An 18,626-nucleotide genomic window follows, 5' to 3' on the forward strand; every position below is an offset into this window, starting at 1 on the left:
GCGTCGAAGCAGGTCTGGCCGAACAGCGCGGCCTGCTGGTCGCCGAGGGCACCCGCGACGGGCACTTCGGCACCGAGGAAGCCGTCGGCGTCCGTCGAACCGTAGGTTTCGTCGTCAGAGGACGGACGAACCTCGGGCAGGATCTCTCGGGGAACGTTGAACTCATCGAGGAGTTCGTCGTCCCATTCGAGCTCGTTGATGTCGTAGAGCATCGTGCGGGATGCGTTGGACACGTCGGTGATGTGATTCCCAGTAAGGTTGTAGATAACCCACGTGTCCGGGGTGCCCATCATGAGCTCGCCGTCTTCGGCGCGGTCGCGGACGTCTTCGGGCCGCGATCGCTGAAGCTTGATCGGGTCGGCGTTGTCGAGGATCCACTCGGTCTTCGTGGCCGAGAAGTACGCATCACATTCGAGGCCGGTCTTCGCGCGGATCTCCTCGACGGTCAGCGTGTCGGTGCTCTCGTCTTGGATCTCTTCGACGCGATCCGTCGTACGACGGTCTTGCCAGACGAGTGCGTTGTGTACTGGTTTGCCGGTTTCAGCGTCCCAGATGATCGTGGTCTCGCGCTGGTTGGTAATCCCGATCGATTCGAGCTGCTCGGGATCAAGTCCCTCTTTGTCGAGAGCCTCGTTGATAACGAGCTTGGTGTTCTCCCAGATTTCCATCGGGTCGTGTTCGACCCAGCCGGGCTCCGGATAGATCTGTTCGTGTTTTTCGTAGGCTTGCGATACGACGTTCCCGTCATGGTCAAAGACCATGAAACGAGTTCCAGTCGTCCCTTGGTCAATTGAACCAACGTATGTTTCTGACATGTGTATTCACCACACTCCTTGTGGGGGCCACTCCCCCGCTGGCGGCGAACCGTTCTTTACGACCGGTTCCACCACCACGGGTAAACACTATAGAAGAACGTGATAAATGTTACTCCTGTGCCCAAACTTGACTGTATCTCCCCGTCGCTTCGGGTAGTTTGCGAGACAGTCACACCCATGAATAGAATGTCAGACATGCTGGTATCGTGACTGGTTGGTGAACCGTCTCGTCGTTAGGGGGTAAACTAAAGTCATTATAGTTCGAACGGGAATTGAACGGATGAGTAGTCAACCACACGTTCTCGTGATCGGCGGCGGTTCGACCGGGTGCGGCATCGCGCGCGACCTCGCGATGCGCGGACTCGACGTGACGCTCGTCGAACAGGGGAACCTCACCCACGGAACGACAGGGCGGATGCACGGCCTCCTCCACAGCGGTGGCCGGTATGCGGTTGCCGACCAAGCCAGCGCAAAGGAGTGTATGATCGAAAACCGAATCCTGCGGGATATCGCCAGCCACTGTGTCGAAGAAACCGGCGGGCTCTTCGTCAAACGACCGGAGGACTCCGAGGAGTACTTCCAGAAGAAACTGGAGGGCTGCAAGGAGTGTGACATCCCGGTTGAGGTGCTGTCGGGCGAGGAAGCACGGAAAGAAGAGCCATACCTCGCGAAAGATGTCGAGAAGGCGATCCGCGTCCCTGACGGCGCGGTCGACCCCTTCCGACTCTGTGTGGCGAACGCCGCCAGCGCGGAGGAACACGGCGCGCGCATCGAGACACACGCGCCCGTCGTCGATGTCCTCAAAGAGGGCGACGAGGTCGTCGGCGTCGAGGTTGAACACGAATCGGGGCCGGGCAAACGCGTTCACCGCGAACCGGGCACCCGCGAGGAGATCCGCGCCGACTACGTCGTCAACGCCACCGGGGCGTGGGCCGGCCAGATCGGTGAGATGGCTGGCCTCGAAAAGGAAATCGAGGTCAGACCCGGCAAAGGCGTCATGACGATCATGAACACCCGCCAGGTCGACACCGTCATCAACCGCTGTAAGCCGAAGGGTGACGCCGACATCGTCGTCCCCCACGAGACGACAGCGATCCTCGGCACTACGGACGTCGAAGTCGACGATCCCGAGGACTACCCCGAAGAACAGTGGGAGGTCGACCTGATGATCGACACGCTCAAAGAGCTGGTGCCGATCATCGAAGAGGCCCGCACGATCCGCTCCTTCTGGGGTGTGCGGCCGCTGTACGAGCCGCCGGGAACCGGCACGAGCGACTCGACGGACATTACCCGAGACTTCTTCCTGCTCGACCACGCCGACCGCGACGGCGTCGAGAACTTCACCTCCATCGTCGGCGGGAAGTTCACGACCTACCGGATGATGGGCGAGGATATCTCCGATCACGTCTGTGACAAACTCGGTGTCGACGCCGAGTGTCGCACCGACGAGGTGCCGCTACCCGGCAGCGATGACTTCTCGGTGCTGCGGGACTACATGGACGAGTTCGGGATTCGTTCGCCGATCGGTCGGCGGAGCGCCCAGCGGCTTGGCTCCCGCACCGACGAGGTGCTGGATGTCGACGGCCCGAACCCGACGGTCTGTGAGTGTGAAGCGGTCACGCGCGCAGAGGTACAAGACGGCATCGAGGGCTCGGGCTCGGATCTCAACGCTGTGCGGCTTCGAACGCGTGCGTCAATGGGGAACTGTCAGGGCGCGTTCTGTTGTCACCGGATGGCCTCGGAGCTTTACGACGAGTACGACGAGGAGACGGCCTACGACGCGTGGGACGAACTCTACCAGGAACGCTGGAAGGGTGAACGCCACGCGATGTGGGGTCGACAGCTCTCACAGGCCGCGCTCAAATACTCGCTGCACGGCACGACCATGAACCGTGATAAGGACGCCGCGACGACCGATACCGTCATCAGCGACTTCACCGCCTTCGACACCGGGGCCGGGGCATCACCGAGCGACGGAACGGCTGGGACGGCGGCAACCGACGGCGGCCGGCGGGGAGGCGACTGATGGCTATCCGCGAGGATGTGATCGTCATCGGTGGCGGGCTTGCCGGCTCGATGGCCGCGCTCGAAGCGGCCGACGGCGACGCCTCAGTCCGACTGATCACCCACAAAAAGAGCACGCTGCGACACGCCAGCGGGCTGATCGACGTGCTGGGCTATCTCGACGAAGAAGAGCCGGTCGCCGATCCCTTTGCGGCGATCAGCGAGCTGCCGGATGACCACCCCTACTCGATCGCCGGCGAGGCGGCGATCCGCGATGGGCTCGCCCGCTTCGACGAGGCGGTCGGCGACACCTACCTAGGCAGCCACACCGACAGCAACGCGTTGCTACCGACGTTCGGCGGCGCGGTCAAACCGACCGCCCGGTATCCGGCCGCGGCCGCGGCCGGGCTTGCCAGCGACAGCCGCGATATGCTGATTGTCGGCTTTGAGGAACTCACCGAGTACAACGCCGGCATGCTGGCCGACCACCTCGACGCTGCCGACGTGCCGTTCGATGTCGAGGGCGTCGAACTCAATTTCCCCGGCGAGTACGCCCACGACTCCCGGGTGACGCGATTCGCTAAACGCTTAGATATCAACGAGGATGTCGACCACGACGGCCAAACGATGGGTGCCCGCCAGGCCCTCGCCGATGCGGTTGCTCCCCACGTTGGCGACGCCGAGCGCGTCGGCTTCCCGGCCTTCCTCGGTGACGACCACACGGCCGACGTGCGGGCCGATCTCGAACGCGAACTCGGCGTCGATGTCTTCGAGATCCCGATGGGCCCGCCAAGCTTCCCCGGGATGCGGCTGGCCGACCAGTTGAAAGACGCTCTCGACGACGCCGGTGTCCACATCTCTGCCGGCAACCCGGTCATCAACTACGAGGCCGACGGCGACGAGATCGAGGCAGTCATCGTCGACAGCAAGGGCCGAGAGGTGCCGTACCACGCCGAGGAGTTCATTCTCGCCACCGGCGGGCTCGTCGGCAAGGGGATCGACTCCGACCGCGATGGCACCGTCGAGGAGCCGATCTTTGACTGCCATATCCCACATTCCGACGATCGGTATGACTGGTTCGACGAGGAGGCCTTTGGCAACCAACCGTTCGCCCACTTTGGCGTCCGGATCGACGAAGGGATGCGCCCGCTGGATGCCGACGGCGAGCCGGAGTTCGCCAATCTCCGTGCCGCCGGCGGCGTCGTCGGCGGGACAGATCCGGTCACCGAGAAATCCCAGAGCGGCATCTCGCTGACGACCGCCGCGGTCGCGGGGCAACGCGCGCGTGAACGAGCTGCGAAACGAGAGGTGAGTCAATGAGCGACGCACAACAACCTAGTGAGTTTGATGCCACGACGGCAGTAGATGAGTACGAGCCGGTCGATGTCTTCCCGTCCAGTGAGGATATGGATCTCCGGCCGGGTGCCGACAACTGTTATAAATGCACCAGCTGTGACACCTCGTGTCCGGTCGCCGAGGTCAACGAGGACTTCCCGGGGCCGAAGTTCCAAGGGCCCGAACAGTGGCGGCTCAAACGCCACGAGGACGTCGACATCGACGACTCGATCATGTCGTGTTCGAACTGCATGCGGTGTGACGACGCCTGTCCGTCGAGCGTCCCGCTGAGCCAGATGCACAACACCGCCCGCGGTGAGTACGTCGAAGAGCATCTGGACAAACGTTCGATGGAGTATCTCCGCAACCGGATGCTCTCGAACTATCGGACGCTTGCCTCCATCGGGAGCAAGGTGCCGCGGCTTGCCAACTTCGTGATGGGACTCGGCGTCACGAGCTATCTCGGCGAGAAGATCATGGGCATCCCCAGCGAGCGTGACGTACCCGAATTCGCCACCGAAACCTTCCGACAGTGGTGGAAGAAGCGGGGCGGCTCGAAAGTCTCGAACCCGGACAAACAGGTCGCGTACTTCCATGGCTGTTACTCCAACTACAACACCGTCGAGGTCGGCAAGGCGATGGTGCGTGTCTTCGAGGAGTTCGGCTACGAAGTCCTCGTCCCGAAACAGCAGTGTTCCGGGACGCCGATGTTTGCTAACGGGATGCTGAAAGATGCTCGCCGCGAGGCCGAGGTCAACGTCCGAGAACTCGGCGAGGCCATCGACAACGGCGCGGAGGTCATCGCCTCCTGTACGTCCTGTTCGATGGCCCTCCGCCAGGAGTACCCCGAGCTGTTCGATATCGACGGCGTTGAGGAACTCTCCGAGCACACGTGGGAAGCCCTTGAGTTCCTGCGCGTCCACGAGGACATCGGCCAGGCGATCAACGAAAGCGAGGTCGACCCGCAGGCCTTCGCCTACCACGCGCCGTGTCACGCCCGCAATCAGGGCCTCGACCGCCAGGCGGTCGAGCTCTTCCGTGATCTCGACGGCGTCACCATCGAGGATGTCGGTGACTCCTGCTCGGGGATCTCGGGTACCTACGGCTGGAAGTCCGAGAAGTACGAGACCTCGATGAAGATCGGCGCGGAGATGTTCGACCACATGGAACACGCGGAAGGAGACGTCGGGATGACCGAATGTCCGACCTGTGCGATGCAGATGAACCACGGGACGGGCTACGAGATCCGCCACCCCCTGGAACTGCTTGAAAGAGCCCTCGTATAAGCGCTGTTTCTCCCCGCTTCTGTTGGCCGTCAGTCACGCAGTCACCAGCAACGCACGCGTCGATAACTGATGCTGGGGTTTTTGCCTGTGGGAACCATACACATGTTGCTCCCGGTTCGCGCACGCGAAACTAACCCCACCGGAAGCTGTATCCATGACTCAGACAACAACCGTACTCGTAATCGGCGGTGGCGGCACCGGTGTTGGAACAGCACGTGATCTCGCACTTCGCGGCGTCGATGTGACGCTCGTTGAACGCGGTGGGCTCGCCAGCGGCACCTCAGGTAGCTCACATGGGCTACTGCACAGCGGCGCGCGGTACGCCGAATCGGATCCCGAGGGTGCCGTCGAGTGTATCGACGAAAACGAAACGCTTCGGGATATCGCCGGCCACTGTATCAACGACACCGGTGGCTTGTTCGTCCAACTGGAACAGGATGATCCCGACTACTTCGAGGAAAAACTCGATGCCTGCCACGAACACGGCATCGATGCGGAACTGATCGACGGCGACGAGGCACGCGACCGTGTCCCTGACCTCAGCGAGGGCGTCGAACGGGCGATGGTCGTCCCCGACGCGGCGATCTATCCGTCCCGCCTTACCGCGGCCAACGCCGAAAGCGCGGCCAACCACGGCGCGACGATCCACACCAACGCGCCGGTGACCGATATCACCGTCAGCGACGGCCGCATCGAGCGGGTCGACATCGGCGGCGAGACGAACACCACTATCGAGCCGGAGTACGTCGTCAACGCGACCGGCGCGTGGGCCGACAAGATCGGCGCGATGGCCGGCGTTGACTTTGAGATGAAGCCAACCAAGGGTGTCATGATCAGCGTCGAATACGAGGGCCTTGAGCCGGTGCTCAACCGCTGCCGGGAACCCTCCGACGGTGATATTATCATCCCACACGAGGGTGAGGCCGTCCTCGGCACGACAAGCATCGAGGTTGATGACCCCGATGACTACCCCAAAGAGGAGTGGGAGGTCGAACGGATGTTCGAGGAGTGCGGCGCAATGGTTCCCGGCATCGAGTCCCACGAGATCCGTCGCAAATGGTGGGCCTGCCGCCCGCTGTATGCCCCCGACGAGAGCAACCGATCGGACTCCGGTACCGGTGACGAACGCGGCATCTCGCGGGATTTCACCCTACTGGATCACGCCGACGACGGCGTCGAGAACTTCGCCAGTGTTGTCGGCGGGAAGCTGACGACCTACCGAATGATGGCTGAGGCAACCGCCGATCACGTCGCCGCGGAGCTCGGTGTTGCTGCGTCCTCGACGACAGCCACGGAGCAACTCCCCGGGGCTGCTGACCCTGCCGAACTCGATCGCTTGGTCGCTAAGTACAGCGAACCACAGCCCACTGACGCCGGTGTCGTTGCCGATCTGTCTGGGTCGACCGCTGCCGGCGACTGAGGCGGCTTGCTGGTGTGACCGCTTGCAGCGGCTCGGGGACGAATGTACCGACCGGCTGCCCGCTAGTTTATACACTTCAGTTCTCTACGGCAGCTATGCCATCCGATTCCGACCCCGATGCGGTGCGGGATCGGTTAGTTGAGCAGCCAACAGACGGTACTGAGGCCGCGCTTACTGACGCCCCGGTCGGGGTGCGACATCCGGCTCGTCGTGGTGGCCGTGTCACCGACGTGCCCGTGGTCGCCGCGCGGCTGACGCTGGCCGATGAGACGATTCGTCTCCACGACGCGCCGGACGACCGGGTCACGATCACGCTTCGGTTTGCTGATATCGTCTACGTCCGCGAGGGCCGCCAGGAGATCAACGGCACCCCCGTCGAGAGCTTGGTGATCCGTCATATCGATCCACCCGCAAGCGCCGTGACAACGACTCTTAGCCTCTGGGATGACGCGGCTCACGCCCGTCTTACCGAGATCGTCACCACCTACTACCGACAGCAGCGAGCGGCCATCGAGCAACTACGTCTGTCGACTACTCAGTTAGAGATCCTTGTCGCCGCCTACTCCGCCGGCCGTGAGTTCGACCCCGCAAGCGTCCTCCCGAAGTCAGCCGACGACATCGCCGCACTCTTCGAGCCGCTTCGCGACGCTGACCTGCTCCGGGAGGGTGATACCGGCGTCTTTCTCACCGGCCGCGGCCACATGGTTGTCAACGAAACACTTGACGACAAAACGATGTAAGCACCGACGGTTGCAGTCGACGAGGTGTGTTGGCAGCGGTGGTTGCGCGGCTGAGCTGGCCGATCCGAGCGTTCTTATTCCCCCACCGACTCCCTCCGGCCATGTTCCGGGATCGGTCGGCCGCGATCGCCGACAATCAGCCAGTCACCGGTGCCGGCGCGGCGGTCACGCCCGGCTCTGCGGGGCCGATCATCCTGGTCACCGGCGTCGGCTGCCCAAACCAACTCCGCTCGTGGGCCGACGGCCACCTCCAAGACCGCGCCTGTGGGATCATCGCCGACGCAAACCGACAGGCCATCGGCGTCGCGGCGGCCGATCTCGACGCCGACGGCGAGGAGGAACTGTACGTTCACAACACCGACACCGACGGCGGCGCGTGTGCGACGACCGATCTCTTACTCGACCGGATCGACCACAACGGCCGGACGGTCTGGTGTGATGCTTTCGCCAACGCGGTCAACGCCGACCGCGGGAACTTCACTGCCGGCCGGTCGGTCGCCGCCGTCGATCGCTTCGGCACCGGCCGCTACGGCATGGTTGTCGCCAGCTCCGGGGCAGCTACCCGGTGTTATGAACTCGGCGACGACGGCGAGATCACCGATATGGCTGACGCGATCGGGCTGGATGCCACCTGTGGGGCCCGCTCGCTGCTCGCCGCCCCGCTTGTTACCGAGCGGATGGATCTGTTCGTCGGTGTCGACGACGGCCCCAACCGCCTGTTCCGAAACGACGACGGCCATTTCGTCGATGTCGCTGATACGGTTGGTGTCGACGCCCCGGAGGCCGATGCCCGCGGTGCGACTCTCGTTGACGCCGGCGACGGCACTGTCGCTGTCGCGGTCGGCAGTTGGGACGGCGCGAACCACCTCTTTGTGCCGACTGACACCGGCTTCAGGGACGCGTCGCCACCGGGCTTTGCCGATCCGGCGCGCGTTCGAACGGTTCTTGCGGCGGATTTTGACAACGACGGCCGCCAAGAGCTCTTCGTCAATGTGTGTGGCGGCCCCAACCGCCTGTTCGCGCCGGTTGTTGACGAGGCGGCAGTCGACGATGCAGCAGTCGACGACCCGTCGGCCGCAGATGGAGCGGCTGCCGCCACAGCGACCGAGTGGGAACCTCGCCCGCTTGATGCGGCGGCCGAACCTGAAGAGCGTGGCACGGGTGCGGTCGTCGCCGACCTCGATGGCGATGGCCGGTTGGAACTGCTGGTCGTCCACGGTGACGGCGACGCCCAACCCTTGTCATTGTACGACGCCCCGACCGACAACGACTGGCTCCGCGTACGGCCAACAACCCAGTACGGCGCGGCAGCCCGTGGCGCAGTCGTCACTCTCGATACCGACCGTGGTCGTCAGCGACGCGTGATCGACGCCGGCAGCGGCTATCTCTGCCAATCCGAGCCGGTCGCCCACTTCGGTCTCGGCGGTTCGACCACACCCAAACAGACACCACGCCGGCTCACGGTTCGGTGGCTCGATGGCCGCGAGCGGACGATCGAGAACCCAGACCCGAAGACGACCCATGAGATCGCTCATCCGGCCAGTGAGTAGCGGGCGCGGCGGTCGCCCTGAGCTTTTTGCGTCCGTCTGACACAGTAGTGAGATAGTGATCCGGAACCGCGATCAACTGTCAGCTACCCCCGCCCACAAGGTTGCCCTTGACTGCCTCACCGCCGGGATCGAGGCCGCCGATCCCGCGCGATTGGCTCGTGAGGCGGTGTCACTGGTGGACGCCACGTTGACCGTCGGCGACGCGAGCTATGACCTCGCTGATTATGATGAGGTGGCCGTCCTCGGCGGCGGGAAGGCCGCGGCTGTCGTCGCCGCGGAGCTGGAAGCGATCTGCGGCGACGCCCTTGATGGCGGCCTTGTTATCACCGACTCACCGGACGCCTCGCCTGCGGGTGTCGATCCCGCACCCGTCGACACCGACCGCGTCGAGGTGCTCGCTGGCGACCACCCGATCCCCAGCGAACGCGGCGTCGAGAGTACCCGCCGGCTGTTGGAGGCCGCCGAAGCAGCCGACGAATCCACGCTGATACTCGGTGTCATCACCGGTGGCGGCAGCGCGCTCATGGCCGCCCCCGCCAGAGAGCTCTCGCTGGCTGACCTGCAGGCGACGACCGACGCGCTGTTGGCCTCGGGTGCAACGATTGACGAGATCAACGCCGTCCGCAAACACTGCTCGGCGATCAAGGGTGGTCGGCTCGCCGCGGCGACACAGCCAGCCGATGTGTGTTCGCTCGTTGTCAGCGATGTCGTCGGCAACGATCTTGCGACAATCGCCAGCGGTCCGCTCGTCGGTGATCCGACGACCTATGCCGACGCCCGGGCGGTACTCGACCGCTACGACTGCGACGTGCCGGCCGCGGTCGCCGACCATCTCGAAGGCGGTGCAGCCGGCGAGATCGCCGAAACACCATCACCCGGCGACCCAGTGTTTGCGTCGGTAACGACGCCGATCATCGGTGATGGGCGAACCGCCGTCGAGGCTGCCGCCAACCGCGCACGCGAGGCTGGCTTCGACCCACTGGTTCTCTCCTCGCAGATCCGTGGCGAAGCGCGCGAGGCGGCGAAAACACAGGTCGCGATCGCCGAGGAGATACAGGCCAGCGGCCAGCCGATCGCCCCGCCAGCGGTTGTCGTCTCCGGCGGGGAGACGACTGTCACCGTCGACGGCGACGGCGTTGGCGGCCCGAACCAGGAATTCGCGCTGTCGGCCGCGGTCGAACTCGGCGTCGCCGCTGACGACAGCGATGCGGGTAACGACACAGTCATTGCCGCTGTCGACACCGACGGGATCGACGGCCCGACCGACGCTGCCGGCGGGATCGTCGACAGCGAGACGATCGCTCCCGGGGTCGGGCGGAACGCACTCGCCGCCAACGACGCGACCGCGGCTCTTGATGCGGCCGACGCGCTCATCGAGACCGGCCCGACCGGGACAAACGTCAACGATCTACGGGTCGTTGTGGTCGATGTGCCGTGACGAAGCGGCAACATCCGTCACGACGAGTAGACAGCTTAACATACCGAGGCCAACCTGTTCCGATATGGTCGATCCGACATCCGATATCGGGGAGGACGTCGACGAGGCTGACGCCCCCGACTGTGCGGTCTGCGGCGAACGTATCGTCGAACTCCCGACTCACCGCGTCATCGCCACTGTCGAGGACGGACAGATCGAACACACCCACTTTTGCTCCGACGACTGTCGGGCGAGCTATCTGGAGTAGGGCGGCCGACCCGCGGGGAGCGTTTTTATGATCCGCGGTGTAACGCTCTGGTATGATCTCCCTTGAGGATGCAGTCACCGCGCGGCTGGAATCCCACGGCGCGCGCTTTGAGGTACTGATCGATCCCGACGCCGCCCTCGAAATCAAACGCGACGAGTTCGACGGCGAGCTTGAGGACGTGATCGCCGCCGAGGACGTCTTCGAGGACGCCTCCCGCGGCGATCGCCCGGCTGAAACCGATCTCGAAGACGTTTTTGACACCACTGAGCCACTGGAGATCATTCCCGAGGTTATCAAACGCGGTGAGATTCAGATCACCGCCGAGCAGCGCCGCGAGATGCAGGAACAGAAGCGCAAACAGCTCATCAACACTATCGCGCGCAACGCGGTCAACCCACAGATGGACGACGCCCCGCATCCGCCGGAACGGATCGAACGCGCCCTTGATGAGGCTGGCTTCCGGATTGATCCGATGGAGCCCGTCTCCGAGCAGGTCGACGAGGCCTTGGAGGATCTCCGCCCGGTTATCCCGATCCGGTTTGATGAGGTGACCATGGCGGTACAGCTTCCGGCCGACCACGCCGGCAGCGGGCAGGCCGAGGTGCGGCAGTACGGCGAACTGGAGCGCGAGGAGTGGCAAAGCGACGGCTCGTGGGTCGGCGTCGTCACGTTCCCAGCAGGGCTGCAAAACGATTTCTACGATATGGTCAACGAGCTCACCAGCGGCGAGGCCGAAACACGGGTGATCAAAGACGAAGACGATATCAAAACTCGGTGAATTCGCCGAGAGATTCTTGATGTTCCCGGCCCACTCTCTGGTATGGACGTGGTTTGGACTGTCCGTGCGTAACCACGGCTTTGACCGACCGGGGGCGGCCGCCCGGCGTGGAGGCCACCGATGAAGGCGGTACTCGCCAAGCGCGTCGACAGTGGCACCGCTGATCTGTCTGAGCTCCGCGACCTTGCGGCGGCGGCCGGCTACGAGGTTGTCGGCGAACTCACCCAGACCAGAAAAGAGGATACGGCCCACCACTTCGGACAGGGGAAGGTGACCGAACTCGCCGAGTTGGTCGCCCGCACCGACGCCGGGACGGTCATCATCGACAACGAGGTCGGCCCCTACCAGATGTTCAACATCGGCCGTATCCTCCCCGGTGAAACTGAGGTACTTGATCGGTTTACGCTCATCCTCACGATCTTCGGGCAGCGCGCCCAGACCCGGAAAGCCCAACTGCAGGTCGAACTCGCCGAGCTTCGCTATGAGCTCCCGCGGGCGTCGGCGAAAACGAGTCTTGCCAAACGCGATGAACGACCCGGATTCATGGGGCTCGGCGAGTACGACGAGAGCCGCGAGCAGGATATCAAAGCCCAGATCGCCTCGATCAAACGCGAGTTGGATTCGATCGCCGAGAAGGAAGCCCAGCGACGCGCCGAACGTCGCGACTCCGGGTTTGACCTGGTCGCCCTCGCGGGGTACACTAATGCCGGCAAGTCGACACTGCTCCGGCAGTTAGCGGCCGAACTCGATGTCGACGAAAACGCCGAGAAACATCCTGATCTCGACGATGTGGCTGAATCCCAGGATATGCTGTTTACCACGCTGGGGACGACGACCCGGCGGGCGGAGTTGGAGCGACGGGAGGTGCTGTTGACCGATACTGTCGGCTTTATCGCTGATCTCCCACACTGGCTTGTCGAATCCTTCGAGTCGACGTTGGATTCGGTCTACCGGGCGGATCTGGTGTTACTCGTCGTCGACGCCAGCGAGTCGGTACAGGAGATGCGCGAAAAGCTTGTCACCTCCCACGATACCCTCCATGAGCGCAACGAGGCCCCGATTCTCACCGTCTTCAACAAGACCGACCTGCTCTCGGCGGCGGAACTGGCCGACAAACAGGCCGCGCTGTCGACGCTTGCGCCGAACCCGATCGCGGTCTCGGGGAAGACCGGAGAGAACATCGACACACTTCGCGCGCGCGTCGAAGCCGAACTTCCCGACTGGGAACACGAACGCCTGCTGGTACCGATGGCCGACGACACGATGAGCTTTGTCTCGTGGCTCTACGATCACGCCCACGTCGAGACCGAATCCTACGAGGGCGATCAGGTGCTGTTGGAGTTTGATGCTCGACCGGCGATCGTTGAGCAGGCCCGCGCGAAAGCCGCCGCGCTCACCCCTGTCGAATCAGCCTGACGGTTGGTGCTGTCGCCGTTGACTCCCCTCACGACGGATTGACGACCCCTTTCACAGCGGGAGAAACGACCGCCCGATCGTGTAGGCGGCGACGATATCGAGCCCGAACAGGACGAAGATGCCGGCGGCCACCCGGTGAAACCACGTCTGATCGAAACGATGGGCCGTTTTGCTGAAAAACAGCGCGGTCGCTAAGCTAACGGGGATAATCGCCAGCATTTCCCCGATCCAGATCGCTGGCGTCGCGCCGTACTGGACGGCCAACCCGATCGTGACTAGCTGTGTTTTATCGCCGAACTCCCCGAAAACCATGAGCCAAAACGAGGGAAGGAACCCATGGAGTCGTTCCGGGAGTCGTGCTTGGAGCGCAGCCAGCCGGCTCCCTTCGGGAGCGACTTCCGGGGTGTCAACGCTGTCGGTGGTTGTATACAGCAGCCACGCTCCGAAGATGAAAAACAGACTGGCGGTGATCCCATCGAGATACACCTCTGGTAGCGCGTCTTTCAATGCGTTGCCCAAGAGGATCTCGATGATCGTCCAGCCGCCGAAGGCTGTTGATGCGCCCGCAACGACCATATACGGGTTGTACCGTGTCGCCAGCCCGGCGATCACAAGCTGTCCCTTCTCGCCGGGGAGGGCGGTCAGTTGGAGAATAAATGCGGTGCCGACAATACTGATAAATGACTCCATTCAGTGCGTGAAAATTAGACGTATCTAAGTATTATATTTATGGATCCGAACTACCGATCGTCGCGGCGGTACCGCTCGGGCACGTATTCGACGACTGGATCGGGGACAAACTCGGCGAGCACCGGTGCAAGCGCGGCGAGCCACCGCCGAAGCAGCCCGTAGCTGATAGCGGTGATGAGCGCGGCGACAACAAGCCAGCGGAACAGTGGCGGCACCACGGCGACAAGCGGGAGGCCGACCAGCAATGACAGCCCCACATCCTCGGGCGCGCCATCGTAGCGCACCCACCGCTTGGGCGCGCGCCATTCGCCAGCAACGTGATCGTAGACCGCCCGTTCGGACGTGTTCTCCCATGGCCGGAGTTCGAGGCCGCCACCGAAGCGATCCATCTGACAGTGAGCGGCGGCGGCGACGAGGGCGACAGCGAGGCCGATCGCAAGCGGCGACCCAACAACGGCCGCGATGATCACCGCCGGGATCGCTGCCAACGAATAGCCTGTCGGGTAGTGGAGCGTCCGCCGATGGCCGACGTACAGATCCAGGTCCGGCCAGATCCCCCCGAGTAGGCCACCGATCAGCGCTGCGGTCGCCGTCTCGGGGGCCAGCCACAGCAGCGGCGCGCCGATCGCAAGCCCGACCAGCGCGTGGGTTGGCAGCATCATACTGTTCGGGAGGTGGTGGGTCGGAATAAACACGTCGCTGACGTGTTGTCACCGCGTCGCTGGCTTTATCGCCATCTCGCGGCTTTGATCGGGTATGCCCTCACCCCCATCTACGCCACCGGGTGCCGACGCGATCCCTGACGCGCTCGAACGGCTGTTCCGTGACGGTCGCTACAACGCAGGCCTGGCGTGGCTGCTGATCGCCGTTCTTGCTGGCGTGTTCGTTGAGAGTCTGTTGGGACTTGATTATCGGTGGATCCTGTTTGTTGCCGTTGTCGGTGCGGTCGTCTGTCTCCCGCCGATCGCCTATCGGGAATGGCGCGTGATGCTGCCCTGGGAGTTGCTTGTCGTCGCGTTGCTGCCGATTCTCGTGCGTGGCTTGGTTGGTGGCACTGTTGGCACGGTTGCGACCTACATCTCCTTGGCGGCTCTCGCGTTGCTCGTCGTTGTCGAACTGCATATGTTCACGTCGCTGACGGTGACCCACTGGTTTGCGGTCGTCCTTGTCGTGTTGACGACGCTTGCGGTCGTCGGCGTCTGGACGATCCTTCGGTGGAGTGCCGACCAGTTTCTCGGTACCGCCTTCCTCGTCGACAACGAGACACTGATGATCGAGTGGCTCTACGTGACCGTCGCCGGCGTCGTCGCCGGGGTACTGTTTGATAGCTACTTCACCCGGCGGGATCGACACCTTCGTCGCGCGATTCGGCGGGTGATCGGCCGATGAGCCTGCTCCCTCGTCCATCGCTGTCGACACAGCGGCGACTCACGGTTGTGATGCAGGTGTTGCTATTTGCTATCGTTGTATATGGTTTATTAGCTGGACAGCCGAAGGCGATTACCAACGGTGGAATTGGACTGGGTGTGACGCTGTTGCCGGCGATCGTCCGGCGAAACTACCAGTTCTCGCTCGACCCATGGCTTGGATTGTGGATCACGACGGCGGTTTTTCTGCATACCCTGGGCTCGGCTGGCCTCTACGTGCAGTTCTCGTGGTGGGATAGTGTGACTCACGCGCTGTCGGCGTCGCTGGTCGCCGGTGTCGGCTACACCGCTGCACGCGTGATTGACTTACACAACGAGGAGATCCATATCCCCACGCAGTTCGTCTTCGTCTACCTGTTTATCGTCGTGTTGGCCTTCGGCGTCATCTGGGAGCTCTTCGAGTTTGCGCTCGATCTGATCAGTGCTGAAACCGGGCTGACGATGCCACTGGCCCAACACGGGCTGGATGATACCGTCATCGATATGCTCTACAACTCTCTTGGCGCGCTGTTGGTCGCGCTATTCGGCCAGGTGCATCTTACCGGTGTTGCTGAATCGCTTCGTGACCGGTTGGTGACCCCTGAGTCGTAACCGAAAGCGGTGCCGCCGCTGTCATGTGGTTAGTGGCTGTGAATTGACTCACCCTGCGCGTCGGCTGCGGCCTCCATGACTGCTTCTGAGAGCGTCGGGTGGGGGTGGATGGTTTGGGTGATCGCCGACAGATCCAAGCCCGCGTTGATGGCGACGGTGAGTTCGCCGATCAACTCAGAGGCGTTCGGCGCGACCATCTGTGCGCCAAGCAGCCGGCCGGTCGGCTCATCGGCGACAATCCGGACAAAGCCATCCGTTGCGGCCGTCGTCCGCGCTCGCCCGTTGGCGGCCAGCGGAATCTTCCCGACGACCGGTGTGTAGCCGGCCGCCTCGGCGTCCGCTTCGGTCTGTCCGACGGTCGCGATCTCGGGATCGGTGAAGACGGCCGCCGGCACCGCGGTGGTGTTGATGGCTGCGGGGTCGCCGGCGATCGCAGCCGCGGCGATCGCCCCCTCGTACATGGCTGTGTGGGCTAACATCGGCTCGCTGGCCACGTCGCCGACCGCGAAGATGTGGTCGTGGGGTGTTCGACCCTGGGCATCGGTCGGAATGAAGCCGTCGTCGGTGGGGTTGATATCGACCGCTGCAAGATTAACCGTGTCGGGGGCTGGCTGCCGGCCGGCGACGACCAACGCCGCGTCGGCCGCATACTCACTCGTGTCTCCGTTTTCCGTTTCGGTGGTGACCACGATGCCGTCGTCGACCTGCTCCCACTCCGACGCCGCCTCACCGAACCGGAAGTCAACCCCGAGATCGGTCGCCTGCTGGCGGACGACCGCTGAGATCTCATCGTCGTACATCGGGAGGACGTCGTCGAACATCTCGACGACCGTCACGTCGGTGCCGAGTTTGGTGAGGGCTGTCGAGAGCTCCATCCCGATGTAGCCGGCTCCGACCACGAGCAGTTTGTCGGGCATCGACGACCGCGAGAGGATGTCAGTCGAACTCAGGACGTATTCGCCGTCGGGCGCAAAGCCGGGGAGCTCGATCGGTCGGCTCCCGGTTGCGATGATGGCGTACTCGAAGTTGACCGTGTGGTCACCGTCGTCGATAGTGACTCTCGCTTGGTGGTCGTCGACGAACTCCGCTGTGCCGTCGACGACGGTGACGCCGTTGGCCTGGCAGATTTGCTTGACGCCGCCGGTCAACTGGGCAACGACGCTGTCTTTCCAGTCGATCAGCCCTTCCATGTCGACATCGACTGATGCCGAAATGCCAAGTTCCTCGGCGGTGGTCGCCTCATGGGCGATATCCGCGCCGTGGATCACGGCCTTCGAGGGGATACACCCCGTGTTGAGGCAGGTGCCACCGAGGGCATCTCGCTCGACGAGCGTGACATCGAGCCCGCGTTGGGCCGCCTTGATCGCCGCCACATAGCCGCCGGCCCCGCCGCCAAGTATCAGTACCTCTGTCGTGTCGGGAACATTGCCGGCGGTGGAGTCGGCAGTTGTAGTCGCACCTTCACCGGCCTCGCTGTCGGTTGCATCTGTTGTCATCGCCTCAAGATACACACCCACCACTAATATTGGTTGTGATGCACAATACAAAAATTAACAAAAGGCGTGTATAACTCGAAGAACTCAGTATCCCGTGAAATCCGAAATGGGGAGCCAAATTCAGCAGTCTGAGGATATCCATGGATGATGGTATTGTTCTAAATTACCATTATATCTGCTACAAAACGAATTCTCTGTCCTGCTGACCACACCGAGATAAACTATTTAGTGCTATACTGAATTTTTTCCTTGCTGCTGACTCGCACCCCGTCGATCCGCGTGTCGGGATACCCCCCGTCAGCATCCTTTTCGGCGGCCTTACACATATCCCAGATGACGTTCAGCCCGGTCGTTACGCCCTCCAGCGCTTCCATTTCACAGCCAGTCTTTCCCGTGGTCTCGACGGCGACGGTCAGCTGTATCTGATCATTGTCGACCGAAAACTCGGTATCGACGTTCGTGACTGGGATCTGGTGGCACATCGGGATCGACTCCCAGGTGTGTTTGACCGCCTGAATCGCGCCGATCCGCGCGGTGGCGAGCACATCGCCTTTCGCTACGTCGTTGGCTTCGATCGCTTCGATTGTCGACGCCTGGAGGTGGATGCTGCCTTTAGCGACGGCCCGGCGCTTGCTGTCGGGTTTGTCGCCGACATCGACCATCTGGGCAGTTCCCGAGTCGTCGGTGTGGGTCAGTTCGTCGGTCACATCGGTCGTCGACTGCGTCGGCTCGTCGGTTGGCTCACTCATCAGTTACAAACGCCTCCGGGAGTCGGTCGAGTAGATCTGTCGCCACGAGGCTCTCACCGACGGCGTCTGCTGCCAGATCACCGGCGCGGCCGGTCACGTAGGCCCCGACCGCCGCGGCCGCTCGTGGGGGCTCAGTCGCTAAGAGCGCGCCGACCACCCCCGCCAACACGTCGCCGGTGCCGCCGACGGTCATCCCAGGGTTGCCGGTGCGGCTGATCCGGGTTGTCTCGCCGTCGCTGATGATATCGCGGGCTCCCTTCACCAGCAGCGTGTGGCCGAGGTCGGCCGCGAACTCGGCAACGCCGTCGGCCAACTGCTTGCGGTCGTCAGCATTCGGCCCGCCCATCCCGACCAACTCGCCTTGGTGAGGGGTACATACCAGCGTCGCGTCGGTGTCAACCTCGGGGACGACGCTCAGCGCGTCGGCGTCGATGACGGCCCGCCCGTCGTAGCCGTTCAGCAACGCGCGCACAGCCGCCCGGGTCGACTCGCTATCGCCGAGCCCTGGGCCACAGATAACGGCGTCGACCCCGGCAGCCCGTGTCAACAGGTCGTCGACAACACTTCGTGTTACCAACTCACCAGCGAGGGGGTGGACGATCAGGTTCTCGCTGTACCCCTGCACCTGCGGGGCGACCGACTCG

General features: G+C 63.2%; 18 protein-coding genes. 12 read left to right on the plus strand and 6 right to left on the minus strand.

Features of this window, described 5'->3' with window-relative positions; translation table 11 throughout:
• The coding region (locus DM826_RS04820) for an FGGY family carbohydrate kinase (RefSeq protein ID WP_267899963.1) at window positions 1-815 on the minus strand (815 nt) is incomplete at its 3' end.
• Window positions 816-1,095: 280 nt separating this feature from the next.
• On the opposite strand from DM826_RS04820, the gene glpA reads away from it, so the two are divergent.
• The 10 genes from glpA (at window position 1,096) to hflX (ending at window position 13,029) form a co-directional block, all read left to right on the plus strand.
• Window positions 1,096-2,841 carry an anaerobic glycerol-3-phosphate dehydrogenase subunit GlpA gene (gene glpA / locus DM826_RS04825; protein ID WP_120102065.1) on the plus strand — a complete coding sequence of 582 codons (1,746 nt, stop codon included), beginning with the start codon at window positions 1,096-1,098 and terminating at the stop codon, window positions 2,839-2,841.
• Complete coding sequence (gene glpB / locus DM826_RS04830) at window positions 2,841-4,139, plus strand: glycerol-3-phosphate dehydrogenase subunit GlpB (protein ID WP_120102067.1); 1,299 nt, start codon at window positions 2,841-2,843, stop codon at window positions 4,137-4,139. The genes glpA and glpB overlap by 1 nt, the downstream gene beginning before the upstream one ends.
• Window positions 4,136-5,440 carry an anaerobic glycerol-3-phosphate dehydrogenase subunit C gene (locus tag DM826_RS04835; RefSeq protein ID WP_120102069.1) on the plus strand — a complete coding sequence of 435 codons (1,305 nt, stop codon included), beginning with the start codon at window positions 4,136-4,138 and terminating at the stop codon, window positions 5,438-5,440. The genes glpB and DM826_RS04835 overlap by 4 nt, the downstream gene beginning before the upstream one ends.
• Before the next feature lie 154 nt (window positions 5,441-5,594).
• Window positions 5,595-6,860 carry an FAD-dependent oxidoreductase gene (locus DM826_RS04840; protein ID WP_120102071.1) on the plus strand — a complete coding sequence of 422 codons (1,266 nt, stop codon included), beginning with the start codon at window positions 5,595-5,597 and terminating at the stop codon, window positions 6,858-6,860.
• Between the two features lie 95 nt (window positions 6,861-6,955).
• Entirely contained in the window at window positions 6,956-7,600 is a 645-nt protein-coding gene (locus DM826_RS04845) for a CheF family chemotaxis protein (RefSeq protein ID WP_120102073.1), read from the plus strand.
• A gap of 101 nt (window positions 7,601-7,701) precedes the next feature.
• Window positions 7,702-9,150: a CRTAC1 family protein gene (locus DM826_RS04850; protein WP_120102075.1), complete on the plus strand. Its 1,449-nt coding sequence runs from the start codon at window positions 7,702-7,704 to the stop codon at window positions 9,148-9,150.
• 55 nt (window positions 9,151-9,205) lie between these two features.
• Window positions 9,206-10,588: a glycerate kinase type-2 family protein gene (locus tag DM826_RS04855; protein WP_120102077.1), complete on the plus strand. Its 1,383-nt coding sequence runs from the start codon at window positions 9,206-9,208 to the stop codon at window positions 10,586-10,588.
• Window positions 10,589-10,652: 64 nt separating this feature from the next.
• Window positions 10,653-10,835, plus strand: coding sequence for a DUF7576 family protein (locus DM826_RS04860; protein WP_120102079.1), 183 nt, complete (start codon window positions 10,653-10,655; stop codon window positions 10,833-10,835).
• Window positions 10,836-10,887: 52 nt separating this feature from the next.
• Window positions 10,888-11,613, plus strand: coding sequence for a ribosome assembly factor SBDS (locus tag DM826_RS04865; RefSeq protein WP_120102081.1), 726 nt, complete (start codon window positions 10,888-10,890; stop codon window positions 11,611-11,613).
• A 120-nt stretch (window positions 11,614-11,733) separates the two neighbouring features.
• Window positions 11,734-13,029 (plus strand): GTPase HflX, encoded by a 1,296-nt coding sequence (gene hflX / locus DM826_RS04870; RefSeq protein ID WP_120102083.1) that lies wholly within the window; start codon window positions 11,734-11,736, stop codon window positions 13,027-13,029.
• A 51-nt stretch (window positions 13,030-13,080) separates the two neighbouring features.
• Here hflX and DM826_RS04875 read toward each other — a convergent pair whose 3' ends face one another.
• Entirely contained in the window at window positions 13,081-13,719 is a 639-nt protein-coding gene (locus DM826_RS04875) for a TMEM165/GDT1 family protein (protein ID WP_120102085.1), read from the minus strand.
• A 50-nt stretch (window positions 13,720-13,769) separates the two neighbouring features.
• Window positions 13,770-14,381, minus strand: coding sequence for a metal-dependent hydrolase (locus DM826_RS04880; RefSeq protein ID WP_120102087.1), 612 nt, complete (start codon window positions 14,379-14,381; stop codon window positions 13,770-13,772).
• 94 nt (window positions 14,382-14,475) lie between these two features.
• On the opposite strand from DM826_RS04880, the gene DM826_RS04885 reads away from it, so the two are divergent.
• The gene (locus tag DM826_RS04885) at window positions 14,476-15,108 is read left to right on the plus strand and encodes a hypothetical protein (protein ID WP_120102089.1); all 633 of its coding nucleotides are present in this window, start codon (window positions 14,476-14,478) and stop codon (window positions 15,106-15,108) included.
• The gene (locus DM826_RS04890; protein WP_205738800.1) at window positions 15,105-15,737 is read left to right on the plus strand and encodes a hypothetical protein; all 633 of its coding nucleotides are present in this window, start codon (window positions 15,105-15,107) and stop codon (window positions 15,735-15,737) included. Before DM826_RS04885 ends, DM826_RS04890 begins: the two co-directional genes overlap by 4 nt.
• Before the next feature lie 29 nt (window positions 15,738-15,766).
• Here the strand turns inward: DM826_RS04890 and lpdA are convergent, their stop codons facing one another.
• The 3 genes from lpdA to DM826_RS04905 form a co-directional block, all read right to left on the minus strand.
• Window positions 15,767-17,233 carry a dihydrolipoyl dehydrogenase gene (gene lpdA / locus DM826_RS04895; protein WP_120102456.1) on the minus strand — a complete coding sequence of 489 codons (1,467 nt, stop codon included), beginning with the start codon at window positions 17,231-17,233 and terminating at the stop codon, window positions 15,767-15,769.
• Window positions 17,234-17,454: 221 nt separating this feature from the next.
• The gene (gene moaC, locus DM826_RS04900) at window positions 17,455-17,982 is read right to left on the minus strand and encodes a cyclic pyranopterin monophosphate synthase MoaC (protein ID WP_120102091.1); all 528 of its coding nucleotides are present in this window, start codon (window positions 17,980-17,982) and stop codon (window positions 17,455-17,457) included.
• On the minus strand, window positions 17,975-18,626 hold a 652-nt coding region (locus DM826_RS04905), incomplete at its 5' end, for an NAD(P)H-hydrate dehydratase (RefSeq protein WP_120102457.1). The genes DM826_RS04905 and moaC, both read right to left, overlap by 8 nt.

The organism is Halonotius aquaticus (assembly GCF_003605575.1).
Taxonomy (GTDB): Archaea; Halobacteriota; Halobacteria; order Halobacteriales; family Haloferacaceae; genus Halonotius; species Halonotius aquaticus.